General features: G+C 51.8%; 17 protein-coding genes and 1 pseudogene. 6 read left to right on the top strand and 12 right to left on the bottom strand.

What is annotated here, in order from left to right:
- Window positions 1-6: 6 nt before the first annotated feature.
- Window positions 7-435 carry a PDDEXK family nuclease gene (locus ACVWZP_RS20855; RefSeq protein ID WP_238587091.1) on the bottom strand — a complete coding sequence of 143 codons (429 nt, stop codon included), beginning with the start codon at window positions 433-435 and terminating at the stop codon, window positions 7-9.
- Window positions 436-907: 472 nt separating this feature from the next.
- Between ACVWZP_RS20855 and ACVWZP_RS20850 the strand changes: the two genes are divergently transcribed.
- The 3 genes from ACVWZP_RS20850 (at window position 908) to ACVWZP_RS20840 (ending at window position 5,123) form a co-directional block, all read left to right on the top strand.
- A complete protein-coding gene (locus ACVWZP_RS20850; RefSeq protein WP_457370127.1) occupies window positions 908-1,672 on the top strand; it encodes a hypothetical protein in 765 nt (254 codons plus the stop codon).
- Window positions 1,600-4,479: a DEAD/DEAH box helicase gene (locus ACVWZP_RS20845; RefSeq protein ID WP_457370126.1), complete on the top strand. Its 2,880-nt coding sequence runs from the start codon at window positions 1,600-1,602 to the stop codon at window positions 4,477-4,479. Before ACVWZP_RS20850 ends, ACVWZP_RS20845 begins: the two co-directional genes overlap by 73 nt.
- Before the next feature lie 92 nt (window positions 4,480-4,571).
- Window positions 4,572-5,123, top strand: a complete 552-nt coding sequence (locus ACVWZP_RS20840) for a hypothetical protein (protein WP_457370125.1) — start codon at window positions 4,572-4,574, stop codon at window positions 5,121-5,123.
- 564 nt (window positions 5,124-5,687) lie between these two features.
- Here the strand turns inward: ACVWZP_RS20840 and ACVWZP_RS20835 are convergent.
- From ACVWZP_RS20835 to ACVWZP_RS20810, 6 genes are all read right to left on the bottom strand, one after another.
- Entirely contained in the window at window positions 5,688-6,560 is an 873-nt protein-coding gene (locus ACVWZP_RS20835) for a hypothetical protein (protein ID WP_457370124.1), read from the bottom strand.
- Window positions 6,560-8,182 carry an AAA family ATPase gene (locus tag ACVWZP_RS20830; RefSeq protein WP_457370123.1) on the bottom strand — a complete coding sequence of 541 codons (1,623 nt, stop codon included), beginning with the start codon at window positions 8,180-8,182 and terminating at the stop codon, window positions 6,560-6,562. Before ACVWZP_RS20830 ends, ACVWZP_RS20835 begins: the two co-directional genes overlap by 1 nt.
- 98 nt (window positions 8,183-8,280) lie before the next feature.
- Window positions 8,281-9,495, bottom strand: coding sequence for a restriction endonuclease subunit S (locus ACVWZP_RS20825; RefSeq protein ID WP_457370122.1), 1,215 nt, complete (start codon window positions 9,493-9,495; stop codon window positions 8,281-8,283).
- Window positions 9,492-11,075 (bottom strand): type I restriction-modification system subunit M, encoded by a 1,584-nt coding sequence (locus ACVWZP_RS20820; RefSeq protein WP_457370121.1) that lies wholly within the window; start codon window positions 11,073-11,075, stop codon window positions 9,492-9,494. The genes ACVWZP_RS20825 and ACVWZP_RS20820 overlap by 4 nt, the downstream gene beginning before the upstream one ends.
- 33 nt (window positions 11,076-11,108) lie before the next feature.
- Complete coding sequence (gene rmuC, locus ACVWZP_RS20815) at window positions 11,109-12,953, bottom strand: DNA recombination protein RmuC (protein ID WP_457370120.1); 1,845 nt, start codon at window positions 12,951-12,953, stop codon at window positions 11,109-11,111.
- Window positions 12,954-12,961: 8 nt separating this feature from the next.
- A complete protein-coding gene (locus ACVWZP_RS20810; RefSeq protein WP_457370402.1) occupies window positions 12,962-16,342 on the bottom strand; it encodes a DEAD/DEAH box helicase family protein in 3,381 nt (1,126 codons plus the stop codon).
- A gap of 644 nt (window positions 16,343-16,986) precedes the next feature.
- On the opposite strand from ACVWZP_RS20810, the gene ACVWZP_RS20805 reads away from it, so the two are divergent.
- Together ACVWZP_RS20805 and ACVWZP_RS20800 are read left to right on the top strand one after the other, a co-directional pair.
- Window positions 16,987-17,928, top strand: coding sequence for an RES domain-containing protein (locus ACVWZP_RS20805; RefSeq protein WP_457370119.1), 942 nt, complete (start codon window positions 16,987-16,989; stop codon window positions 17,926-17,928).
- Between the two features lie 543 nt (window positions 17,929-18,471).
- Entirely contained in the window at window positions 18,472-18,777 is a 306-nt protein-coding gene (locus ACVWZP_RS20800; RefSeq protein WP_457370118.1) for a hypothetical protein, read from the top strand.
- A gap of 82 nt (window positions 18,778-18,859) precedes the next feature.
- On the opposite strand, the gene ACVWZP_RS20795 is transcribed toward ACVWZP_RS20800, so the two are convergent.
- The 4 genes and pseudogenes from ACVWZP_RS20795 to ACVWZP_RS20780 all read right to left on the bottom strand — a co-directional run bounded on the left by ACVWZP_RS20795 (window position 18,860) and on the right by ACVWZP_RS20780 (window position 22,898).
- Complete coding sequence (locus ACVWZP_RS20795) at window positions 18,860-19,288, bottom strand: hypothetical protein (RefSeq protein WP_457370117.1); 429 nt, start codon at window positions 19,286-19,288, stop codon at window positions 18,860-18,862.
- On the bottom strand, window positions 19,285-21,138 hold the full coding sequence (locus tag ACVWZP_RS20790) for a DEAD/DEAH box helicase (RefSeq protein ID WP_457370116.1): 1,854 nt from the start codon (window positions 21,136-21,138) through the stop codon (window positions 19,285-19,287). Before ACVWZP_RS20790 ends, ACVWZP_RS20795 begins: the two co-directional genes overlap by 4 nt.
- A gap of 595 nt (window positions 21,139-21,733) precedes the next feature.
- The gene (locus ACVWZP_RS20785; RefSeq protein WP_457370115.1) at window positions 21,734-22,207 is read right to left on the bottom strand and encodes an antitoxin Xre/MbcA/ParS toxin-binding domain-containing protein; all 474 of its coding nucleotides are present in this window, start codon (window positions 22,205-22,207) and stop codon (window positions 21,734-21,736) included.
- A 132-nt stretch (window positions 22,208-22,339) separates the two neighbouring features.
- Window positions 22,340-22,898, bottom strand: a pseudogene (locus ACVWZP_RS20780) (DCL family protein).
- A gap of 384 nt (window positions 22,899-23,282) precedes the next feature.
- Between ACVWZP_RS20780 and ACVWZP_RS20775 the strand changes: the two are divergent.
- Window positions 23,283-24,179: a TniQ family protein gene (locus tag ACVWZP_RS20775; RefSeq protein ID WP_457370114.1), complete on the top strand. Its 897-nt coding sequence runs from the start codon at window positions 23,283-23,285 to the stop codon at window positions 24,177-24,179.
- A 3-nt stretch (window positions 24,180-24,182) separates the two neighbouring features.
- Here ACVWZP_RS20775 and ACVWZP_RS20770 read toward each other — a convergent pair whose 3' ends face one another.
- The gene (locus ACVWZP_RS20770; RefSeq protein WP_457370113.1) at window positions 24,183-25,652 is read right to left on the bottom strand and encodes a TnsD family Tn7-like transposition protein; all 1,470 of its coding nucleotides are present in this window, start codon (window positions 25,650-25,652) and stop codon (window positions 24,183-24,185) included.
- Between the last annotated feature and the right edge of the window lie 11 nt (window positions 25,653-25,663).

Genomic DNA, 25,663 nt, shown 5'->3' with positions numbered 1-25,663 from the left:
TTCTGGTTAAACCGCTAAATGCGAAGCGTTATTATATAGAGCCGATAACGAGCTAGCTGATTTTTTGTTGTGAATCGCCCCGGATTCTCTAGACACCTTGCAATAAACGGGATAACGAATACTCAAAGCATGGGCAATTGACTGGAGGGTTGGTACCGGCAGGAGAGGAAATTGCTCACGTATATCCAGCACCTCTGGGGAAAACTCGGCTACGAGCAAATACCCGTATTCAAGATCTGACAGCAGATGATGAAGCCTATCAACTTTTACTCCGTGGACCTTACGTGAGCGGCCCTGAGATGGAACGTCCTGCACGCGCAGCCATGGCACATACAGCTCCTGACTTCCTTGCCCAAAGCCTTTTTCGATATGCCGATCAATATCGGACTGCATCTTCCACGCAAGCCAACCTCCCATGCCTTCTGCAGCCTCCACATATCCTCAAAATGGAATGTGTACAAAAAAGTCCTAGGAAATTATCTGCCCTGTGAATAAGTCTAATCACTGGTACCAGACTAAACCTTCAGCAGGATCACAATCCAAAATAGGGTATGTGGTGGAGACACATAAAAAAGAAAAGCCCCTGAGATCAGGGGCTTTTGGCAGTGATTGTCTGAAACCAGACGGTGTGACGAAACAATAAAGATCGTCACAGTACCCGTCGTAGTCCGCGGCCTGTAAGACATTACAGAGCCAGCGCTTTGAAAATAAAGCTTGTCACAAATCTCCAAATCTCCAAAACAATTGCTCTGCTGCAAACAATAAAGGTTGTCACAAATGTTGACTCCGATGTCGAATTGCCCCTGATACAAAATCGCATCAGTACCAACACGCTGCGCTAACATAGTGGCGGAAGGCCTTACTCATGCAGCAGAGGCCATTTGCTGGAACAGGGAATGAGATACCGATGGCCTTCACTAAATCGCCCGCGAAGTCATCCAATGGATGGCAGATTCAGCTTGTCCGAGGCAATCCCGATTGCGCGGCGTTCTACCAATGGATTCATACCGAGCTCACGAAGGCGACCAAAAACTGGCCACCGAAAATCACAAAGCTTACTACCGGCCGGAAGGGCAACCTTGGCGAGTTTCTATCGTACAAGATTGCTCATGCCAGTGGATTACGCGGGAAGGGCAACGGGTACACAGTGGCGCTAATGGGAGCCCTAACTCCGCTTCAAGATGGCGCCCCGACGGGGCTGGACATCACCATCCTCCACTTGGACCCAGGAGGCGACGAGAGCAAGGACTGCCTTTACATCATGGAGGTAAAGACTACTGGCGCCACCGTGTTGACCTACGCGACCGCACTAATTGACGACTACGACAAGCTTTTGGGGAAAACAACGGTCGCTGGGTCGTTAGGTCAGAGATTTAACTGGCTACAGGGTTACCTGATGGAGGTTCACGAGTTCGATGACGACGCGCTTGAGCGAGTTGGCAATCTTTTCATGCCCGAGGCGAAGGACTGTAAAGGCATTAAGTTGTTGCCCACGTTGGTGCACGACCGTGGTGTCGGTGATCAGGCGGCTGTTGACGCGTTAGACAATGTCGCCGTCAAGATTGAACAACAAGGCTGGGACAAGCGAACTATTGAGCCTTGGAGCATCGCGATAAGCAAGCTGACTCATTGCCTTGTGCATCTTTCAAACAACGGAAGTACGATGCCATGAACGGCCTCCCTGTTTCTGTCAGATTCCTCGAAAGTGCTGCCTCCTCCGCAGCAAAGGCCAGAGGGGTTGAGCCGGTGTTGCCGACCGCAGACCCATTCGATGTGGCGACGGCACTTAAGTGCATCAGTGCGTTCCAAGTTCGCGTGGGAGTGAAGGTGCTTGAGGCACTTGATGACGAGAGCAAAGCGCAGCCTCTTGTCGCAGCAGCTCGGATCTTGCAATCGACGGCACAATACCTGCGACGTGGAACAAATCCGCCGAACGTCGCTGATCTTGATGACTTGTCTTTTCATGCCGCGCTTGCCTTTGCTATGCACGGCAACTTTCCCAGTGCACGCGCTGCGCTTTCTGATGTGTCCTCAGGTTATATCAACGAAAGCTTAGTGTTCCGTATGGTCGCAGCGATATGCGACCCATCGAGTAGGAACGTTCGATACCGTTCGTTCGATATGGAATTCGACGAGTTTCGTTTCTGGTGGTACCGCGCCTTGCGTCGCTCTGGCAAGCGGAGACGTAGCGAAGCATTCGAAAATGCGCTCGAACTCTTCACTGAAGCTGCAACGGCAGGAACCATGGCGGAGGGTGCACTCTTGCTGGGTGGGCGGATGGCAGCTAACCAAGCGAGACGACTAGCAACAGTTAATCTTCTAGACGACGCTCCCGAAATTCCGAGATGGTTCATCCGGCAATCCATCAAAGCTGGCATGGTGACCCTACTGCCCCCGCAGCACATTCTTCTGAGCAAGAAACGAATTGCTAGGCATGGACGCAACACCCTATTAACGCTTCCCACAAGCACTGGAAAGACTTTTGTCGCTGAAGCTTGTATGGCTGCCGATTTAGCGGATGACGGTTTGTGTGTCTATGTCGCTCCCTATGTCGCCATTGGGGAGCAGGTGAAGGATTCACTTCGGAGGTGCTTTGGCGATGAGGTCCCTGTTGTTTCAATGTTTGGCGGTTTCCAATCTGAGGCTTTAAACAGCTTCGCCGAGCGTGAGGTTGTCGTCGCTACTCCTGAACGGTTTGACGGTTGGCTTCGTACTGGTGAAAACCTTGACCGACTGCGCACAATCATCTTCGACGAGATCCATATTCTTGAGAATGGATCTCGGGGTGCTCGGGTGGAAGGCATGGTTTCAAGACTTCGGCTCCTTCAGCGAAACAATCCAAAGCTTCGCATCATTGGGCTGTCAGCTGTGTTGACTGAGCCGCAGCGCGTCTGTACGTGGCTTGGCGTGCAAGAAATTGACCTTCATCAAATTGGCTGGCGACCTACCGCACGCCGATTAGCCATGTGCCTCGCGAACGGGGATATGTACTGGATTCATGGGAACGACGCGCTCCGTCCCTCGAACGAGGAAGCCACTTCGGCCGTGTCGGAACCGATCAAAGTCAAACTTCCGGGGAAAATTAAACCGGCGCAGTTTCCGAATGCTAACGAGAAGAGTGCAGCCGCCAATGTTGGTGCGATAGCGCGAGATCTTTTGACTCGACTAGGTTCGCCCGGTCTAATCGTGTGCCCAAGAAAGCTGGACACGCGGCTACTTGCCCGTGAGTTGCTGGAAGGCCGAGAGGAGGTTGAGAATGATAACGTTCTACAGACGGCAGCCAACATCCTTAAACGTTACCCCTACTTGAACTTCTTAGCCGAATGTCTTCGGTATGGAGTGTCGTACCACAACGCATCTCTGCCCTTTGATGTGCGACGCGATATAGAAGAATTAATTCGGGCGCGCGCGCTGTCAGCTGTTTGCGCAACCACCACACTCGCTGAAGGTGCGGACCTTCCGTTCCGATGGACCATCGTCGCTCACTGGCTCAGCAGCATGCGTGACGATGGTCGGGTAATGAAGTCGATGACTTTCCGTAACATTGCGGGCCGTTGCGGTAGAGCGGGTGCCTTTTCTGAGGGCGATACGGTTCTCTTCGAAAACTTGATGGGGCCCCCATCCTTGAAGCGGGGGCAGCGAAACAAACGTAGTTTAGAAGACGTCATGTTTGCGTCCTCACCGCTCCAGTCGACGCTTGGGGGTGAGTGGGACGAGACCCCTATCCAAGGGCAGAAACTGCTGGAGGCAACAATCAGTGCGCAATTGCTCGCGTGCATCGGAGAGCATCCCGACGCTGAAGATATAGTGTCAGAACTGACGGAGGCCTCTTATGCTGGGCAAACCGATGGCAAGCAAAACGTACGACGAATCTTGTCGGAGACCGTCAGCAGAATTTTAGACGATCAGGAGGCTGGCGGTGCAATGGCTGTCATGAACAGCCCAATCAGACTCACGGAGTTTGGCCAAGCTGCCAACCTCAGCGGCTTCTCACCAGGGACATGTCGGCTAATGGTGGAATTTCTGTCCGAGGAGTGCTTCGAAGCTGGCGCGGCGCTATACAGTGAGCTTCTGGAGCGGTTCAACGACGTTCCCGAGCAGTCGAATGAGACGTTAAAAAAAATCTTCTCAGGAGTGAACCACAGAAACGTGGTTAAGACTGAAAACATTGAAGAGATGCTCAAAAACTTGCTATTGCGCATGGACTTACGCCAGGTCTTTGAAGGGCTGCGCAGCAAGAAATCTGCGGCTAAGCCGGACACGGTTGAGACGATGTTCGAGGAGTTCGTATCGTTCATTAATGGTGTTGTGGCCAATTTCCTACCATGGATTCTTAGAGCTCTCGGGAAACTCAGCAAGTTCGGAAGCGAAAAGGCAGCTGCCACAGACTGGTCGAAAATGGCTAAGGCGATTGAGAGTGCTTTGAGCGCTAGAAGCGGCGATACAGAATTCGACGACTTGCTGATTCCAATTGAATAGCCTCGCCTGGTCACGGCGTTGATCGCCTTGGTTGTTGGCCTTCTGGCCACCAGGTATGTGTATCGTCCATCTGACTCGGCAGATATATAGAAATGACTGAAGTTGAAGAGAAAGTGTTCGCTGATCGTGTGCTGGGCAAGCTATATGGCTTTCCGCAATGCTGCGTTGACTTCTACGTCGGGAGCACTTCCGATGCCCTGCGACGCACGAAAGGATTTCCTGGCATTCGGTTGTGTGAAAAATGCCGGGACAAGGAACTTGAAGAGGTTGTCACCGACCTGAATAGCCGCCGGATTTGTCCGCAACCATTTCCGATGGGACCGACAGAGAAGGACTACCAGAGCCTGGTTGCTGATTCTCGATTCACTACGGACGAGCAGGCTTGGTTGCTGGCCAACAAGAATCGAGTCGTCCCGCCAGAAGATCCTTTCCATCAGCTGCTGTTGGACTTCCATCGGAGCATGAACGAGCTCAACGCAAACACTGAAGCATCCATCGCCGCAGAACCGCACCGAGAGAAATTTTTTCAAGCGGTGCGAGAGCTGAATGCAGACGATATGATCGGCCTGCTACTAACTCGGATACACAAGCCTATGCATGCCCGCGTGGTGGATCAAGTGAAAGCAGGGTATCTGAAGGTGTAGCGAGGGAGGGTGTTGCCGCTGACCGAAAACTGCCCCAGTAAAGGCTGTTCTGCCGACTGAAAACTGACCCAGGTGTTCAACTGCTTCTGTTCACTTTCCGAGCAGGAGAACACAGGGTGATCAGCATGGAAATGTTGGGAATAATCCGGCGGATGTACTTCCGCGACAAGCTCTCGCTGGCGAGGTGAACAAGGCAAGTCTTTACGCGCTTTTGTACCGCTGAGGCTTGCGCTCGGTGAGCGGAGGAACTCCTCTCTGCTAGGCTTTTGACTATCCATTAGAAAGCCGCTTAAGCAGCTCCACCGAGACAGGCACGGTATGGTCATAGCGCACCACAGATCTAAACGCAGCTTGTTGTCTACGCAATACCCGACCAGATCTTGAGTGATATCGGACGCGCTACTACCGTAAGCCACAGCAGCCAATACGCTATCCACCTGAACCGCATCGGACAGCACAGGCAGCATATCCCGCAGGTGTATTCTGTTAATTCGATTGGCGATCAGTTTGAACGTTGAATTCCTTCATAGCTATTCGCAAATCGCACTACCCGCCAAAGCGCTATCAAACGATAGTAATTCTCGTGGCTTTTCCCTCGTCGAGTAGGGTTTTCAAAGACTGCTGCGTTCTCTGCACCTCATCAATACTAATAAGGTTGATGTTTAACTGATCCGCATGTGTCCCCTTTACTATATCGCTCATGAATCCATGTCCGGCGCGGACTGCGCCGGCATCCGTGAGAAAATAGCGGTCATGGAAAAACTGATCGGGAGCTACTATCCACACCAAACCAACTCCTCTCCCATTAATAGTGAGATATTCACGTTCATACACTCGCAGAGGATCCGCGGCACCAATAGTGCTTACAACACAAATAGACCTAACCGATGTACTTTGCAAAGCAATAAGAATCTTAGAAAAAGTTTTGTTATCCGCGAGGCGAAAGTAAGGATCAATCAACGTTACTTCTGTAGAGAGCCGCAACAAGCCACGAACCGCATCAACGATAGCTTCAGCTGTACGAGGAATAGAAAGCGAAGCCGGAACACTCCACTCAGGATGACCTTCATTTATGGAGTTTATATCCAGACGGCCCTCATCAGCTGACTCAGAGATCGTCACATCAAACGGACGGACTTGGATCTGGCTATTGATCCACGCCGGCCAGAGCCGGTGGTCGTCTCTGGGTCTATCTGGTGCCAGTAAGAACTCATCACTATCTTTGGAGCGAGGCAGCTTGTTCAGATAGTTTTTAATCGACTGCTCGCGAATAACCGAAAGCTCAGCCTGCTTTACAGCAGCCATGGCCTCCTGCGCCCAAGCTCTCCGATCAGCTGCGACGTAGCGCCCTTTATCAAAGCCGAACTGCTGTTTGAGCAGCGAATAGTATTCAAAGCTTTGAAGGCAGCACGGATCAAAAGCGACTTCCTTATACATCAGAAAAGCTCCGCATCACGCTCATCAAAAAAGCCTCCTGGCCATTTTTGCTCAAAATCACCGTCAGACGTAACGTCTAGCCGTTTGACTATCACCCCGTCTGGCGAAGGAATCAGATACGTAATAGAAATCTGAACTGGGACCACTCCCAACCCATTGGAGTTCTCGTGATACTCACGCACTCGGCGCAGTAACCGAAGGATCATGTGTTCGCTATGGGTCTCTATGAGATAGGGATGCCGATCACAGGTGCTGATAAACAGATCCGCTAACTCAACCTGAAACCGTGGATGGATATGCAATTCAGGCTGCTCGACAGTAACCATAGTGGCTCGGTTATAGTGGCTAGCAACAATGATCGGCAGAACCTGAGAAATACCCGTACCTAGCTGATTCGCGCTGAGGCAGATACCCGTAAGCTGATCTTTGAACCATAAATGCCGCTTTTGCAGCAGACGGCCTATTTCAGGTGCCTGCGAGGTATGCTCAACCAGCATCTGATTAAGCGATTCATTTACGAGGGCGTAACCAGTATTGAGCTTATCGGGATTAGCCAGCCAGTCGTTCGTCTCTCTTAATAAGGCGCTGGTCGCACTTTGCCGCTCAGGATTTTGATGTAACAGGTCCCAAGCTGCAGCACCATCGACCCAGTCTGACTGCGTGGGGTGGGAGTTGGCCATGTAGTCCATATCAGGCACCAAACGCAGCGGCCCAATTTGAATGGTATTCTCCAAATAGTTAAGTATCTTATCTAATGGAAGAACAAATGCTTGACTCAAAGCTTGCTGTACAGCTAGGTAATTAAGATGCTCATCGGCGTGGTCAAATTCCTGGCCAAGAAGATTCGTAGAGGCCGGATTCCCCAACAAAGGTACCGCTCCCCATTGGCAATGCAGGCTGATTGGTGCCACTCGATTTACAAATTGCAGCCCAACTGTTTCAGCGTCGGGCACCACCGCCGTACTCACAGAGTTCGGGTTGAGCTGATCCAAAACTCGCTCAAACTCAGTAGGGTATTCACCCCGTTCATCATTTGGCACCCCCTCATCTTCCATCTGTTCCTGATGATCCAGAGGCACTAATAGCGGATGCAGCGTATTCAGCTCACGAATAGCCGTGTTGCGCAGATCATCGCTTGAATGGACACAACCTATGTAGCCCCCATTTATCCATACCCGATACTCACGGACATAAGCCCATTGATACCGGTCAGACCAAGCTATCTCCAACTCCACAGCGCCATGGGTGATGCTACCGCCAAAATCATCCATGAGCACGACGCTAGCCTGAACATGGTTGAGCATATCGCTGACTTCGGCATCATAGTAGCTGAAGGGGGTTAAGCCAGACTCAAAGTCCAGCCGAATACGAATGCTACGCGCAGTATCCTGTCCGTAGACCAATGCGCGGAACCCACCGATAGCTTTCCGTCCCAGAGCATCAAGATGCTGGGGATCGCAATGGCCATACCCGAGGATCTGCCGGACATAAGCCAGAGCCATCAAAATTGAGCTCTTACCTACGCTGTTGGGGCCAAACAGCAGAGTAACTGGAGCCAGCTCAATGGTTTGAGCCGTCCTAAAGGACCGAAAATTCTCAAGTGTGATTTTTGTAATACGCATTCAGTATTGTCCTTTACTTTAACGGAGATAGCACTATTCCACAATTTCCTTGAAATATAACCAGCGCCCCCACTCAAAGACTTGTAACTACTACAAACTCAGAAAACTTTAGAAAAAGCCTTTTGCGTCAAAGCGTCAAATAGATCCCCAGTTTTCAACCGTGATGACGACATCCTATCCACTAATGCTTGGACCTTCCAATAAACGTGTTTAAATTTTTTCTGGGATTCAACACAAGGAAAAATTGCGCCTATTTCTTCAAACTTGCCTCTGGAGATATTAAGCATTGATCCGCTTGAGCCCGTAGCTTGAGATGTCAACCTTTCCTTGAATTTTGGATGCGATAATAGATAATTCAAAAATTCCGGCAAAAGCTGATCTTGACTAGCTTCAACTTTCCAAAGTTTATCTGGCAAAAAAACATTATCAAAATCCGACTGAACAAGGCACGTTGCCGCAACTAACTCCCGAGTATTTGCACGACTGAATAATAAATCCCCTCTTTTAGGGAAAATTAACGGCTTCCCTTTCGGAATATCCTCGTGCGAAACTCTTTTATTTTCCTCGGGTTTGAAAACACCACTAGTAACAGCGCTAATTTTCAGAACCCCAATTTCTCCAACATCACAGGGAAAACTTTCACCGTTTGCACTCCAGCCCGCTTTAATTGATTTCAAACCTGAAGATAAAGGCCTCACATCCCATCCCATCGGATTGATCACAGGATCGCCGAACATGCTCAGAAACAAGGCGCGGAGAAAGTCGTCGGCGAGCTGGATGGAGTGATGGCGTTTGCGGCTGATTGCGTCGGCTTTGTCGAGGGTGGCGGCTATTCGTTTTTGTTCAGGCACGGGTGGGAGGGGGATCTCAAACTCTCTTAAATCTTTAGCTGACAAGTTGGGCTGTGCAGCCCCGTTCTCAAAGCGAGTTATTTCACGAGCACACAAAGTGCTTCGCAAGTAATTTTTTAAATATCCTTCATCAAGTCTACGGTCAGGTCTAATAATCACGAGCGATGATGCAATAGCTCCTTTAGGAACTGCTGAGTCGACTATAGCAAATTTGCCAAGCGAGCCTCGAAGGCAGAATAGAATATCCCCCTGCTGAACCTTGCCATTACTTAACAGATTATAAGTTTCTTCTGAAATATAATTTGCACCCGAACAAACTATCGAGTGATCTTTAGTTAGGTTTCCCGCATTTATGAAAGGTATACCTTTAGATAAAATGCTGTCCTTTGATGGGTAGTTCTTACCCCTATCACCATTTACCAGTTTGCAGACCACTCCTAATTTAACCACAGGCCAACTCACAACATCCCCTCCAGCTCTTCCAAATTCGCCATGATCTCGCCTTCAAGCGCCTTGAGCTTTTGCAAAATCACCATAGGGTCTTCGAACTGCTCCTGTTGGTAAACCACTTTCCTGTAGCGATTGATGGAGAGGTCGTAGTTATTGGCGGCAATATCTACTGCTGGTACGACAAAGGCCTTATTGGCCCTGTCACCGAACACGGTATTGATGGTGCTGCCGCTGATATTTGACTCGATCATCTGCCGGTAGCGCTGCCATTGGACGAGGGTATCGGGCAGGTCATTGCAGCCCTCGCCTTTCAGCTCGGTGCGCTTGTCATCCAGAGAGTAGCCGTCAGCCTGCAGGTCGTAGAACCACACCCGCTCGGTGCTGCCGCCTTTCGTGAAGATCAGGACGGCGGTGCTAACCCCTGCATAGGGTTTGAACACGCCACCGGGTAGGCTGACGATGCCTTCGAGCTGGTTGTTTTCCAGCAGCTCCTGGCGCAGTTGCTGGTGGGCTTTACTGGAGCCGAACAGCACGCCGTCAGGCACGATCACCGCGGCGCGACCACCGAGCTTGAGCGAACGCAGGATATGGGCAATGAACAGTAACTCGGTCTTCTTGGTTTTCACCAACGCAAGCACGTCGGCGTTGGTGTTTGTTTCGTCCAGACTTCCTTTGAACGGCGGGTTGGCCAGTACCACGTCGAAGAAGTTCTCTTCTTGCCGTGGGTAGTGTTCCTTGATGGATTTGCTCAGAGAGTCTTGATAACGGATGTTCGCCCCATTTACCCCGTGCAGCATCATGTTCATGCTGGAGACGCGTAGCATGGTGGTGTCGAAGTCGAAGCCCCAGTACATCTGGGTATTAATGTGCTGGCGGTAGGGTTCAAGCAGGTCGCCGGTATAGTGCAGGTTACCGTCTTCATCGCTGAAGGTGCCGGCCTCGCTGGAATTTACCCGGTTGAGGTATTCCATGGTGCGTGCAAGGAAACCGGCGGTGCCGCAGGCCGGATCGCAGATGACGTCCGTTGGTTGCGGGGCGATTAGCTCAATCATGGTGTCAATGATATGGCGCGGCGTACGGAACTGGCCGTTGATGCCGGCGGTGGTGAGCTTGCTCAGCAGGTATTCGTAAATATCGCCCTTGACGTCGCTTTGCGTCAGCGGCAGATCGTTGACCATTTCCACGGCGGAGGTCAACACCGACTCGTTCTTGATCTCCAGGTCGGCGTCCTGCATATACTCGCTGATGTGACTAAGTCCTTCACGCTCGTCGCCCTCACCGTCAGCGCTGCCCAGCTTCGCGAAGAAGGGGTAGACGTTATGCTTGAGGTGTTTGTGCAGCTCCTTGCCGCTCATGTTGCGGAAGTTTTTCCAACGCAATAACTGGCCTTCCGGCGTGTAGGGAAACAGGCGTTCGAAGGCTTTGCCGGTGCGGTTGGCTTTGCGCTCGGCAACGTCTTCTTGCATGTCGAGCATGCGAGCGAACATCAGATAGCTGATCTGTTCAATCACAGTCAGCGGGTTGGTGATGCCGCCCGTCCAGAACTTTTCCCAGAGCTTGTCGATATCGGTGCGGATTTTACCAGTGAGCATGCGAGGTACTTCTCTCGTTCGGAAATTTGGAGATCAGAGCTGGGCAGCCAACTCTTCTTCGGATGATTGTGTGGAGAGTAGCGTTGGATCCGGGGCTTCGTCGATGGCTTCAACAATCAGTGACAGCCGCTCGCTTTCGAAGTCCATGTGAGCAGGCTCCAGCGCCGGCAGGATTTTGCTGACTTTGGCTGAGAGCTTGTTGAAACGCTCCACTTTGCCGTAGAGACCCTGCTTACCGGCCAGCGCCTTGACGGTTTCGTTGTAGTGGTTGCTGACGGTATTGAGCGTGCCGCCGAGCTTACCGAGACGCTCAGCCACAGTGCAGACCTGGTTGTAGATCTCGCCAGCCTTCTCGCTGATTTCCCGCGCCTCAGCGTTGCTGCGTTCGATCATCCACAGGTTCGAGACCGTGCGCAGGATGGGAATCAGGGTGGTATGCGAGACCAACACGATGCCCTTCTTGTAGCCGTACTCAAACAAATCCTTGTTGTTCTTCATGGCCTCGATGTAGGCCGGCTCGATAGGCATGAACATCAGCACAAAGCTGGGGCTGCGCATGCCAACGAGGTTGGTGTAGTCCTTGGATGCAAGGTCATCAACATGCTTACGCACGGCTTTGATGTGGTCGGCCATGGCAAGCTGATACGCCTCAGGCGACTCAGCACCGACAGCACGATCATAAGCGTTCAGGGACACCTTGCTATCGATAATGATGTGCTTACCATCCGGTATTTTTACCAGGTAATCGGTTTGCTTGCTTTTACCCTCGGCATCCTTAAAGGCGCTTTGTACCTCGAAGTGTGCTTCTTCAATCAAGCCGCTCATTTCAAGCGTCCTGCGCAGCTGGGCTTCACCCCAAGCGCCACGCTGCTGCGAGTCGCCCTTGAGTGCTGAAGTGAGATTATTAGCCTCTTTGCTCATTTGCAGACCGATATCAAGAACCTTTTTGATTTCACCATTGAGGCTGGTGTTGCCCTGCTGAGACGCGTCGTGCACGTCGTTAATACGCTTCTGGAAACCCTCGATCTGCTCGCGAAAAGGCTTGAGAAGACCGTCGATACTGATCTGACTGGTATGGGTGAATGTCTTGCCTTTCTCTTCGAAGATCTTGTTGGCCAGGTTTTCAAATTCCTGGGTGAGCGACTTCTTGGTGTCAGACAGTTGGGTCATCTGCTCTTGAAAGTGCTCCTCGCGTTTCTGTAAGGTGGTCTTAAGCTCGGTATGGTCGGAACCGAGCTTATGCAGACGTTCCTGCAACTGATTGAAAGACTCTATCTGCTGGGCATGCGTTTGCTTGGCCTCTGCAAATTGCTCGCGCACTTCTCGTTCAGAGGTTTCTAGCGCCTTAGCCCGTTTGCCTTCGCTCGCCAGCTCGTCCTTCAGACCGTCGCGCTCAGTTTGCATGGACGCGTTTTTCGTTTCTGCAGCGGTAAGCCGCTCTCGCAGCTCAGCGACCTGCTCTTGAAAGCCCCGCACTTCAGCCTGGGCCGTTTCCAAGCGCTTGGCCGTCTCATGATGATGTTGGTTCGCCTCTTCCAGTTTCAGCTGCAATGCCGCGCCTGTGTCTTTGCTTGTTAGCAGGTCAGCAGAGAGGCGTGTCGCTGTATCGGCTGCAGCGTGCAGCTGTGTCTGCAGCTTGCCTTGCTCCACCTGCAGGTTATGGCATTGCGCTTCTTCTGCTTTTAGCTGGCCTTGCAGTGCGGTCTGTTGGGCATCAGCAGCCGCTTGGCCTTGCTGTGCCTGTTCTAGCTTCGCAGTCAGCATGCTGACCTGCCGCCCCTGCCGCAGGGCCGTGATGAAGTAGCCAATCACCGCACTGGCAATGGCGAGCACTACGCTGATCACGATAATTTCCATCGTCCATTGGCTGGCTAGCATGATTGCTCCTAGAGGGCACTTGGCGGGGTAGTTCCGCGCAAAAAGGGTTTGAGCACTGCCACCAACTCGGTGACATCAGTAGGTGCGAAGACGCCGTCGATACCCTCGTGTGAAATGCTGTCGAACGGCGGTTCGTAGAGTTTTTCCACTACGATGCTGCCGTGCTGAGCGATGTAGTTTTTAAGCAGGTTCATAAAACGTACCTGCTGGGCCGTGAGGCTTGGATGGGCATGGAGGAAGCTCTTGAAATGCTCCTCGATGGCTTGCGCATCCAGACCGATAATCTCGCGCACGGTTAGGTGCAGCTGATCGGCCGTGCGACCGTAGAACTCATTGAGCACTTCCAGACTGACGCCAGGGTGGCTCGTGAGGATGGTCGACGTGAGCGTTTTCAGCTCCGGTTCGGCAATGGGTTCGCCCTTGTGGATTTTCTGCAGGGTCGGGTTAGACGCGAGCATGCCGTCGAGAATGTCCTTGAGGCGACGGCGATAGATCATCGCTTCGCTGGCACCGGCGATGTACACCGCTCGCTCCCCGCCCTGCACGTTGTCATCCCTGGTTTTGGTGGTGTCTATGCCGTACCCCGTGCTGGTTCCTGTTTGCCGGTATTTCATGATGCCGCGAAGTTCTTTGCGCGCGTTTTCCAGTTTGTCGATGCTCGGGTTCTGCCAGAAACCGGCGCTGCGTACTTCGGCAATCAGCACATCCTTCTGACGCACGGCCTGGATGTTGACCGCAAGCTTGTCCAACTCGACCAGCAGGATGATCTTGCCATCATCGAAACAGCTGGCCTTCTCGACCAGGCAACGCTGGATACCAGCAATCAACTTGTCCAACGCCGTGGCGTGTTTGTCGCGCAGCACCCGGGCCGACATCAGCGGTGCAATGGTATTGCTGAGCAGGTGCTGGGTTTTGGCATCGAACTGTTGTAGCAGATTGGTTTGCTGCAACTGGTGGACGACACGGAGCTCGCGCTTCACCGCCACGCTGTTTTCCGGCAGGTCATTGATGTCTGCACGTAGCAGTTCAATGGCTGCGTCGAACGCTTCTGCATGATTCTGACGGAGTGCGGCCTGGACAAGCTCCAGACGAGCTTCGAAAGTGGTTTGCAGCAGGGATTTGCCGCCTGTGTCATCCGGTTCCTGGTAATCCTGCTCGAAGAAATCGAAGTTGCCGTAGTGATCGAAGATCAGGAACTCGCTTTTATGTTTACCAGTGCCGAACAGATTAGGCCTCAGACGCGTGCCCCGACCTATCATCTGCCAGAACTTGACCCACGATTTAACAGGCTTGGCGAATACCAGGTTGACCACTTCCGGAACGTCGATACCGGTGTCGAGCATGTCTACCGAAATGGCGATGCGGAAGTGGTTATCCGGTTTCTTGAATTCCTTGATTAGGGTGTCCACATGCGGAATGTCGTTGTGGATGACCTTACAAACCCTGGCCCCATACTGCGGGTAGAGCTTGCAGAAGAGCTTTTCCAGATGCTCGGCGTGGTCCTGGCGTTGGGCGAAGACGATGGTCTTGCCGACCAGTGAACCGGTCTCATCCTTGATGCCGTTGTTAATCAGATTTTCCAGGATAATGCGATCGGTGTCCTCACTGAAAATCTTGCGACCAATGTCCTTGCCGGCAATGGTGGTGCGCTTGGCCTCCTCCTCGCCGAGGTCATCTTCCAGCTGGCGCTTCTGCTCATCGCTTAGGTCGTTGTAATGGATTCCGTCGCGCAGGAAGTCGGTGGTGAGGTCACGTACACGGAACGGTGCCAGATAAGGGGGCTCGTTGTTGATGGCGGCATCCAAACCGAACTCGAAGGTTGGATCGGTGGTTTCACAGTCGAAAATATCAAAGGTGTTGCGGCTGATGAACTTCACCGGAGTGGCGGTGAGGCCAACCTGTATGGCATCGAAGTAATCGAACAGGTCGCGGTACTTGTTGTAGATGGTGCGGTGACTCTCGTCAGCAATGATCAGATCAAAGAAGCCCACATCGAGTTGAGCGAAGCGGTTCATCATGCCCGGGTAGGTTGCGATATAGATGCGTGCGGTTTGATCCACCTTGTTGGTTTCACCGATCACGCAGCGCGGCTCACTAGGCAGATTCTGCTTGAAGGCCTCATCAGCCTGCACGCGAAGCTCCTTACGGTCGCAGAGAAACAGCACCCGTTTGGCCCAACCAGTGCGCAGAAGCAGCTCGGCCAAGGCAATGGCCACACGGGTTTTTCCTGTCCCGGTGGCCTGGATGATCAGCGCCTTGCGGCGCTGCTTTTGGAAGTGCGCAGCAACAGTCTTGATTGCTTCAATCTGGTAGGGCCGGTCGGCAATGCTCAGCTCGGGGTTGTGCTTTTCCAGCTCGGCGATGCGGTACTGACGCTGGTAGTTCAGGTATTCAAGGCTGTCCTTACTGTAGAGACCGTACACCGGGCGATAGGTGTTGTACTGCTTGTCGTCCCAGATGAAGGTTTCGTAGCCGTTGCTGTAGAAAATCACCGGGCGCTGCATGCCCATGCGCTCGAAGCCGTCGGCGTACATACGAGCTTGTTCGCGCCCTGCCTGCAGACTGACATTGCCGGACTTCTTGGCTTCGATCACGGCCAGGGGCTGACCGTTGTCACCCCATAGTACGTAATCCGCACGCCCCTTGCCGGACGTGTTTCCGGGGAAGTCGACTTCCACTTCATGGCCGACCTGAGCCGGGTTACTGACATCCCAGCCGGCCTGCAGAAGCATGGCGTCGATCAGCAGTGCGCGGGTCTTGGCTTCATTCCATTGCAGGCTGTCGGCAACTTTCTGACTCTGCTGCTGACGCTTTTGTTGATCTGGCTTGGCAGGTTGAACCAGCTTGTCGAGGTTGCGGGTGCGCTCCTGCTCCAGCTTGTCCATAACTCGCTGCAGCTCTTCCTGCTGCTTCTGCAGTTCTTTCTCATAGCTGGAAACTGATTGCTGAAGCTGACTCAGCGCAGCGGTCGGATCCTTGACCTCAATGAATTCCGGCAGCGCCGCCTGAGTAACGCCGTAGTATTTTACAGCCATATACTTGGCAAGCTCATGCGCTGCATTCAAAGCCAGCTTGGCATTGCGCAAATCACCCTCGCCACCATGAGCAGCGTCGTTACCCTGAATACGCAGGAAGTTAATCTGATAAACCAGCGATTTGCTGACGCAATCATTGAACACGGGGTCTTTCACCAGCTCATAGAAGCTCGACTGCGGTATACGCGGCAGCAGTTCTTCTTTGTAGATGGTTTTGGTCAGCTCTTCGGCAAAGCTGCGCAAGCGGGTGAGCGCGCTGCCCGGGTCGATGTGCAGCACCGCTTCGGCAAGGCCAACCAAGTTGGCCAGCATCTGGTTGCCGGAGCGAAGGAATTCGAAGTTAATTGATTTCATAAAGGCGATTCTGTCCATATCGATCCTAATAGCGAGGATCGTGCCAGTTTTACTCGATGCCGTAGGTACAGCTTTTAACGTGGACAGAGTCGGGAGCCTCACCGCCTGAAATTGCGTTGAGATCATTTCCGCCAACCCAACTGGCCAACACGCGTTGCTTTGTCGCCACTTAACCCTGAACTCCCGGCCTTCCTGTTGCCCATTCGCAGGCTAGAAAAATGTGCTCAAGTTCGATCTAGATGGTAAACCATCAGTTGATGCGGGTCTTGAAACGACTAATAATCAGAAGGGGTTATGCATGCGATGAGGCTCAGCCCGTTCACACATACTGCAAATTGCCCCATTTGTCGAGATGTCAACGCTGAGCGGAGGAACTCCTCCCTAATACGCCAACATACAGAAAGGCTCTGTGCCCGCACAACGGTTTCGTGCGACCGGCTGTTGCGGAAGAAAAACTCAATTTTGTGTCTAGGATTAGTTGATCACTACACTTCCACGCCATGTATGACTAGCCCAGGTATAACCTCAGTGATAGCTTGGCTTAGTCATCTCGCTCATGGTCGCGACGCAGACTCAGCTAGCAACCTTGAACGAGGGCTTGAAGGTGACCGCAGCGAAAAACTACGAGAGGCCAGAGGAATTACATGTCGATGTTAGAAATGGATAGCGAACGCGCACCAAAGGAAGACCTATCCCAGATAGAAGATTTACTGCGTAACATCAGCAGCAAGGAACTAAAGAGACGTATTGAGTCATTCAACAAAAACTATAAAACCTTCGACTCTGACGACATCTATGAACGAATCAAAGATGTGATCTTGGTCCAGGTAGGCGCATTGCGTGCGGGAGCATTTCCTGTCCAAGAAAAAGAATATTCCCCAGAAGGAATATTTTACCGGGCAAGAATCTGGTATGAAGAATTTAAAGACTTACCTGAGTCGGATTTCTGGGCAGCACCCGGAGAAAAGATCAAATCCTACGGTCGCATCAACCGACCTTCTCAAGGCCTGCTCTATACGTCTGAAGGCCAGATACACACCACCTTTGAGGAAGTAAGAGCCAACCCGCAATCTAAAGTTCTCTTGATGGCTTATCAATCAAAAGACACATTGACGGTGGGTACCATGGGAAACAGGTTTGGTGCTGATCTGTCATCAGATGCGAAAAAGAAGCTCGCTCTCATTCGCAAATTTATCAACAAAAACCTATTGGCTGCCGGTGAGGGTGCATATTTGTTCAGCAGCGAATTCACCAACACAATGATGAATTTCAGCCCCGACGGCTGGGCCTATCCTTCAGCCCTTTGTCCAGGGGGCGAGAATGTGTGCTTCCGTCCAGAATCTCAGCAAAAGCTGGAGTTGCTTGAGGTCTTCGCATTCAGTGGTACGGAAAACGGGCAGCCTGCGCCTGTGGGCTTTTTCCTACGGAAGCTCGATGGACACTATGAGTATCAAGCCGATGCTGAAGCCGCAGCCGCGCGCTTGCGGGACTTTATTCTCAAACACCGACGATTAACTTTTTCAAATGATCGATCGACCTTGGAACAGCGGAAAACAGTGTGCACGACAACCAATTTGATTCCCTAGAGGCGGTCATGGACAAATCCTAGGTAGATCGGCCGCAAGCTGCCGACTGATATCAAATGCGTGTAGCAGAAATAGAAAAGCCCGCCTTGGGGGGCGGGCTTTCAAGTTTCTCCGAGGGGAGGCTATGGGCCAACAAAGTCCCGGAGCAAGCCTCTGAAGAATATGCAATCTACACAGGAACTGTAAGCCAGCTTCAACGAGCCCTTACCGATGCCCGAGCAGGTGCTCACTACGGTTAGCCTCACAGAGTGGTTTCAGCACGATCGAAGCGTTCAGGAGCTCTACGTTGAGCTGACCCCAGTTTGGGGCCCTGCTCCACTAGGAGCTCGATGGCAGGCCGACGATGACCTGACCATTGCCATCTAAAGATGATTTGGTATCTCGACCGTTAGAGGCACATGAAACCGCATCTTAACGGGTTCGAAACCGCAATGTTGTCAGGGACTCTCTGGCCAAGCCCAGGCGGCTGATCAGCCACATAGCCAAGCGGCAAGGCCATGAGCGTCTAAACTGGATATGAGGGTGCACAGAGGCCCGCTCGAAATGAAAATCACTGGTCGCGTGGAAGTGGAAGCAGTGACCGACGTACGTTGCGACGTATGCGGCTGCTCCACCCGTTTGGAAAGTGGCAACTTAGAGTACGGGATGCTCCAAGCGCGTTGGGGCTATGATGCGCTGCACGACGGCAAGCGCTATGAGATGCACCTGTGCGAAGCCTGCTTCTTTGCGACCATCGCTTACCTCAAACAAGAGCGAAGGACGGCAAATATGTTTGAGGATATGCCACATCCGCCCGATGAAGACTTCGGGTTGGTCGCCCAGGATGACTTTTTCCGTGATGGCCCATGACTAGCGGCCTTTGAAGCAGGCGCTCACTGCGGCGTGATCATGACTGGTGGACGTCAGCCGCAGTGACAGGAAGGCAGGATGGTTACGCGACTAATTGAAGCCGAGGGGCGAGCGCGAGGTAGTCTTTAGGCATTGTCGCCAGGATTCTTGCGACTTGGGCTTGTGGGAGCTTGGCAGAAAGCAGCACCTCAAGCTTTTCAATACGCTCTTGGACTGCCCGGGCACGATCCCACTGAACGCTGAACCTCTTGGCCGCTACTTTCTGTTCTACGAGTACAAGATGACGGTTGCGGTCGTAAGTATAGCGCATCGTGACTTTGCTCGGGGCTCCCTCCTCGACCGACTCCGTGAAGATCAGCTCAAAGATCAGCCCGTCTGAGTTCTTGCGTGCGGAGGATTCGACATACTCATCCTCAAAGAGGTTGTCGATCAGCTCACTGGGCTGAACGCCACGGGTTACGTGGAGGGTCGTGAGCTCGTCAACAAGCGATTTGATGGATTCGAGACTCATTTCAACATCCCCCTCAGTTCAGCCATGATTATCTCGACATGCTCGATGGACCTGGACAGCGCGTTAGTGTCCCGTTCAACGACCTTACCGAATTTCTTCACGAGCTTGGCGTTAATAAATCTCACCAGTATACCGTCGTTAGGCATGCTGGATTGAATTCCCACAAGGTGGCGGCTGAATTTCGGATAAAGAGTAGACGCTTTCTCGTCGATCCCGAGGTCGCTGAGCAGCGTCGCGACTTCATCTTGGGCCTTTTTTGTGAGTATCTCGCGAAGTTGCTTGCGGGCGATTTCAGGCCGCTTTGCCACAAGATTGGGGTCAATTGTCTGAGCAGCCTTCCTGGTTTCTGCATTGATGATGAGGCTCTTGAACTGCGCCAAGGTGGCTTCATCGTAATCTGCGAGAGCAGACATGGCCTGCAGCTTTTGGGTCGCGATGGAGTCGATTTCAGCCCGTTTTTCGGAAAAAATCTTGTTGAAATCGAGGTCATCGAGATAGGAGTCTTGATCGCTCACGAACGCATCAGATGAGGTGACGCCGGCCAGGGAATGTTCTTTCCGCGTGTACTCTGTGTCGGTGATGGTGTACTCACGCGTTCGCTGATGCTGGGCGCGGTCCACTTCCTTCTGAAATGCGCTCCACATTGAGTCCAGGCCAGTTTCCTCGTGGTAAATCACCACCGCATTGTTGTCCACTTCGAAGGCCGATATCTCCTCTGCCGGAATAGCTCGAAGCACGCGGCCGACGATCTGCGCAAACGCATTGATACTGCGATAAGGACGGAACAGGGCAAGGACTGTGAGGTAACGATGGTCGTAGCCCTCCATCAACATATTCACCGAAATGACAACGTCGCACTCGTGGTTGTCGATCGCCCGGAATGCCGCATCGATATCCGACTGCTCCATGTCGCTGTGCACGATAGCCGCAGTCAGGTTCTTGGACTGGTACCATTTCTGGAGATCTACCGCATGGGCAATGCTGCACCCAACAGCCAGGATCTTGTGCGGCACCTTTGGTGATACCTTGCGTAGCTCGCTGAGGTTGGCGATGCTTCGCTCAATCACATCCATCGAGCACTCAGGCGAGAGCGCTACGCTTCGCTCTAGCCACTCTTTGTCCTTTAGCGCAAGAACCTCATCCTTTGACAAGCGAACACCCGGTTGATCCGCCAGGGTGAAGTAGAGTTCGTACGCATTGACGGTCTCTTTCCTCAACCACTTGACGTACCGATCCCGCATGACTTCGGACAGAGGCGTTTCATGGATTAGCTTTCCAGGAACCTCTTGTTTGTCACCACGGAACGGGGTGCCAGTGATGAAAATCTTTTTGGCCTTCGCGAAATATCCAATTGTTCTTTGCCACGTATCGGCCGGAGCGTGGTGACCCTCATCGATGATGATGAGATCGAAGAAGTCGGGCGATACACGCTTGGTTAAGCACCCCGCCCGCTCGCTGTGGACCTGCTGAATGTTTGAGTAGACGAAGTGACTCTGCTCTAAGCTAGAGGAAAGGGTTTTGGAGTTGTACTCGCAAATAACTGGGAGATCATCAGCATTGAAAATAATGTCCTGATTGATCCAGAAATTGTCTTCCAAAAGCTCTTGGGTCTTGCGAATGCTCTGCTTCGTTACGAGGTTAGGGGTTACGATCAGTACTCGTCCCTTGGCCAGCCCAAACGGTACGATGGAGATCAGCCCACTTTTCCCTGTTCCGGTCGGTAGCACTATCAGCGCGTCTTCGTCGGAGCTAGCGAAGTGGTCCTGCGCTTTGATGTAGGCCTCGATTTGGGGCGTACGCAGCTTATTGTTGCCAAGGATATTGGCTGCCGTTTCGATGAAGTAATTCATGGACAGTCGTGATTCCTATAGGCGGCGCGCGCCAAAGTGCCCGCACACCGAGCGGTTGCTCGGTGACCGGCGAACAGAGGTATGAGGGGTTTAAGTGCAGCAGACAAGGGCATTGAAATATCCATATTTCGGGCCCGCTGTCATCAGTGATCCTGACAGCTGAGCGAGTAGGCTACCGATGATTGTAGCCCAGTGACATCACTCTATGGGCCCTGACTTCATTGAAAAATGCCGTAGTCACTGCCATCGGCGAGGTAAAAAGCGCGGTTCCAACTGAGCTCTCACCTACGCTACTGGTCCACCTACTAGCTACCTTTCCGTTTGCGTGCAGCTGACTGCGGCAATCCCTCTCGGCTTCCTGCGAGTAGTCCGACGGGTTCCTCAATCGTCGTCTGAGCAGCGGTAGGGTAAAGAAGCGTGGTCGCCGATGCCCTATGCGCAAGAATTAATCGGGCGTCTTTAGCAAATTGCGCCATCATCAGCCACTTGTCCGTTTTGGCCTTTCGACGTCCCTTCATCTCCTACCTCCCTCTACCAGATATGCCTACGCCTCTCTCGACTACGTTATCTGAATAATAGGGATCATCATGAAAAGTCATTGATATATACCCAACTCGATTCTCTCCAAGTAATGTCTCACTGCTTGGAAGCCAATCGCGTTTTCAATCAGATCTAGGGGAATTAAGCCAGACAGATATTTGCATGGCCGACTAAGCCATTCTTCAGCAATCATCTGTGTCCCGAAAACAACAGTAGCCTGCTCCAATGCCTTCGCATATTGGAAAGCAATAGCACTTTGACGTGAGTTCAAGCGAGTTGGATGCGCCAGGTCACGCTGTCTTCGCGTCACCCGGGCGGGTGTCCCAATGATCCGCTCGGTTATTTGGGGGGTTGAGTAAAGTTTGGACAATGAAATCATGGCGTGGACGTCGTCAATTTCAAACCCTCTGATAATCAGAGAGACAATGCTAGATTCGCTCAGCTGACCCAGCTGCCCCTTTATCAAGCATTCTGTTGCGGTAAGAGCTGGATTTATTGATGTAGACTCATCAACACGACTTTTGATCATTCCAGATGCTCCTAAAATAGGCTAAACCTCATAAATTATAGCCGGTGAGCCCGAGATGCTAGCTTCGAGAGCGGTGCCAGCTGCTGAAAAGCCGCGATGAGAAACCAGCCGTTCCAGATACTCCACTCCTTGTCAGAGAACATATTTTTTGAATATTTCTAACTTGGCCACTGTCGCATGGCATTCAATGAAATCTAATGCCATCGCCGGGCTCGTGAAAACCGTTTGATATTGCATATCTTGGCTCTCTGTCACCATAGAGGAGCTAATCACCAAATTTTTTCCTTGAATAAATCCCGTCACAATATCCCGAAATCGCGGTTCAGTATGGCGATATTCGGATGTATGAATGGTGGTCAACTCCCCGGTTCCGGGGGACGAGTCGAATAACTGCTGTTTCTGATCCATCAGTTCGGCCACTCCCGAACGCCGACATGCCTCATAAAAATCATGACGTAAGCTCGGAGCCCGACCTGTTACACAGGCTGAATATCCAAAGTCCGTACTACTTCCATCGGCCCGCAAGGCATGGAAGCATGCTTGTGGGATGATTTGGTGATTTGTTTCTGAAAAAAGCTCGGACTCCTGCACCAATCTTTTGATCTGCATCCGGATGGCGATGTAGTAGTTCGTACAGGATATCTTCGTCGTCAGCATCCAGAAACTCTCCATCCGTGTAACGCGCAAGCATATCTTTGAAAAAGACTGTCGCCTCGCCTTGCTTAGCGAATGTCCTGCTGGGCAGCACCACGGGTTTAGCAGGCGTACAAACGTCCTCCTCAGTGCGTCGGGGATGGAGCCATGCATGGCACCACCACATTACCACACACCTTCCTGGTACGATGTTTCGAGCCCGCTCGCAGGTAGTGGAATCAGTCGGTTCGAACACGCATTGCCCACTCTAGACAGGTTGAGCTTCGGCCCCCGACGCTTGACATTGAGGGGGGTCTTGTCGGAGTTTTCTCATGATATCAGACTGATAGCGATGGCTTGCGAGGTGCTGGAGGCATGACCGAAGACCGTCGACGCCTACAAGAATAAGACCATCTGACAGGGCCACTAGTGATCTTAAACTATGAAAATTTTTACGCCGTTGCCAGGTGAGTACATTGCTTCAGCACTGAAACGAGGAAACGAATTGCTAGGTGTCGCGTCTCTAGCGACAGAAGATTTTTATATAAAGCCCGTACCAAGAGCTGGTTACGGAAAAAGCGGATCGCTTCTGCCTGTAACGGTAGAAGAGCGCGAGCATGCAGTATTCGACTTCCCAAAATTCCTGACTGAAAATAATATTGCCGAAGATGTATTAACCAAACACACTTTGTACCCTATAAATGCAGCGCTGGGCCGTTCACGCGCATGCAGTAAGGTCACCCCGAAGGTTTGGGCAAGAATTTGCCCAGAATGCGCAGTGGAAGACCTTGAAACCTATGGCAGTACTTATATACATACTAGGCATGTCCAAGCCTATGTTAAGGTATGCAATGTTCACGGATCTAAATTATTAGAAGCTTGCCCACATTGCTCTATCCCAATAAGCCGCCACGCCGTGGCTAAATTAGGTTACTGCAACCAAAAATACAAAACTTCAAAAAGATCTAGACGCCAACTAAATTCACCACCACATCAGTATGCATCATTCATCGCAGAACTTCTCAACTATCGCGGCCCAATGGTTAATCGATATCTTGCTGATTTTATAGCACACATCAGTATATTCAAGCATTATGCCAAAGACCTAGAACGCCCACACAACAAGTTAGACATGACCTATATTATAGAGCACGAACTCGGGCTTTCAGTTAAATATAGTAGATCCGATAGTCCACTAGACAACAAGTTTTCGATTTATGCTTTCATAGGCTGTAGGACTGCTGATAAATATTTTGAACTACTAAGCAACAAGGAACTTAGAGATTCATTAAGAGATACTATTCATTACTCAAACCTCCTGCATTGGCGACTTCATTAATACCTAAGAACTACTAAGTAGGTTTATGACTTCGCTATCAGACACCAGAGAAACTCTGATTCCAGCAAAACGGTATACGACGCTTATCGCACACCTTTCGTTCAGAAAATAGGTTTTGGCTGCCCATTTTATTTTACGAACTTGATAGTCATGAGTAGATTCAAGTAGGTCATCCACCAATGCGATGCTAATGGGAAAATGGTTTGGCTGTCTCAAAAAATCATAGCGATTGGCTACAAGGCCGCAGAGCGCACCACGTGTGACCTTCTGTGGTTTGCCCTCCGCAAACATTATCCGGTCATTAGCTTCCATAAGCTCTCGCGCAAGGTCAGCGTCCCGACCCTCCCAATCGATCAAGGCAGTTTGCGGCCTGATGAAAGGATGTGCAGACACATATTGCTTCAACCAATCCCTATCGTGACGGTACAGCCAAAGATAGCCACGCTTTTCGTGACATCTCAGATTGGCACTGTTGCAAAACGCTGACCGGCGCTCCTCAATGTCGCCCTCATTAGCAGAGTTCACTGCATGATTGCCGCCCGGCAAATCGCCACTGAGATACTCGGCTTTTGGCCGAAAAAGTTTGAGTTGTTCAAGATCTAAACCAAGCAGCCAACAAAGAAGGTAAAATTTCAAAGGCTGCACTACTCCACGTGGACGCAAGACTCGCAGGACCCACTCAGTGGAGCCCGTAATCTCCTGAAACTCAGTCGCGTCAGGAATGCGGAGAAGATGCGAAGCCAGGAAGGCTGCTAGCAGTTGCTCTCTGATCCGGCCAGACTTGATAAACCCCATCTCATCAAGGCGGTACCTTAGAAAATTCCCTGCGAAAAGTGCATGCACCTCCCTTGGATGCCCGAGTCCCCAGAACTGCATTTCAGCAATACTTGCAGCTGCTGTTCTGCCAGGAGAGCGTATTACCGGCGTTCCAGCTGCTTCAGCCGGTAGGAGCATGCAGCGCCAATCGGCGCCATTCGGAAATATCAGTGCGTGAAGCACTTCTCCGTGGTGCGGGCAAATACAGGTCCCTGCAGCTTGATGAATTCGGTGCCAGTAGGCAGAGCCGAATTTCAGGACGTCTTCTCTGACGCACCTGTCGCAGTATCTGAAAGATGCGTGTTTAAGAAAGCGAGAGGCGGTGATGCCCAGACTCATCTTGAGGCCAGTACCATCGCTGCCGGCCATCGTGATAATGGAAGCTCTGTACTTCGTATCGTTCAAAAATGGCCGATAGAGCGGCAAAAGCGTGAAGCGCTCGATCAACTCGACTACCGGATAGACTGCACCAAGCCTTTGAGACAGAGCCCCCAAGCAACACGGTAGAATGGAGCCACAGGTCCTGGAGTAAGTCCCGAACAGTTCTTGGCTTGTGAGGCGATAGCTGCGATTCGCCGCCAGCCTATGATAACGGACAGCCAAGCTGTAGAGAGACTCATCAGGAAACGGCTGAGGAAAGAAAAAAAGACTCTCCATACGCCTCCCCC

The sequence above is a fragment of the Pseudomonas sp. TE36184 genome (genome assembly GCF_054060055.1).
The sequence above is the reverse complement of the archived record's forward strand: the minus strand, read 5'-3'. Positions and strand labels throughout refer to the sequence as shown.

Coding starts and splice junctions, on each gene's coding strand:
- rmuC (WP_457370120.1), bottom strand. CDS start 12,953: ATGCTAGCCAGCCAATGGACGATGGAAATTATCGTGATCAGCGTAGTG.
- ACVWZP_RS20840 (WP_457370125.1), top strand. CDS start 4,572: ATGACTGAAGTTGAAGAGAAAGTGTTCGCTGATCGTGTGCTGGGCAAG.
- ACVWZP_RS20805 (WP_457370119.1), top strand. CDS start 16,987: ATGTCGATGTTAGAAATGGATAGCGAACGCGCACCAAAGGAAGACCTA.
- ACVWZP_RS20835 (WP_457370124.1), bottom strand. CDS start 6,560: ATGTATAAGGAAGTCGCTTTTGATCCGTGCTGCCTTCAAAGCTTTGAA.
- ACVWZP_RS20790 (WP_457370116.1), bottom strand. CDS start 21,138: ATGAATTACTTCATCGAAACGGCAGCCAATATCCTTGGCAACAATAAG.
- ACVWZP_RS20785 (WP_457370115.1), bottom strand. CDS start 22,207: ATGATCAAAAGTCGTGTTGATGAGTCTACATCAATAAATCCAGCTCTT.
- ACVWZP_RS20850 (WP_457370127.1), top strand. CDS start 908: ATGGCCTTCACTAAATCGCCCGCGAAGTCATCCAATGGATGGCAGATT.
- ACVWZP_RS20830 (WP_457370123.1), bottom strand. CDS start 8,182: ATGCGTATTACAAAAATCACACTTGAGAATTTTCGGTCCTTTAGGACG.
- ACVWZP_RS20820 (WP_457370121.1), bottom strand. CDS start 11,075: ATGCTCACTGGTAAAATCCGCACCGATATCGACAAGCTCTGGGAAAAG.
- ACVWZP_RS20775 (WP_457370114.1), top strand. CDS start 23,283: ATGAAAATTTTTACGCCGTTGCCAGGTGAGTACATTGCTTCAGCACTG.
- ACVWZP_RS20795 (WP_457370117.1), bottom strand. CDS start 19,288: ATGAGTCTCGAATCCATCAAATCGCTTGTTGACGAGCTCACGACCCTC.
- ACVWZP_RS20800 (WP_457370118.1), top strand. CDS start 18,472: ATGAAAATCACTGGTCGCGTGGAAGTGGAAGCAGTGACCGACGTACGT.
- ACVWZP_RS20770 (WP_457370113.1), bottom strand. CDS start 25,652: ATGGAGAGTCTTTTTTTCTTTCCTCAGCCGTTTCCTGATGAGTCTCTC.
- ACVWZP_RS20810 (WP_457370402.1), bottom strand. CDS start 16,342: ATGAAATCAATTAACTTCGAATTCCTTCGCTCCGGCAACCAGATGCTG.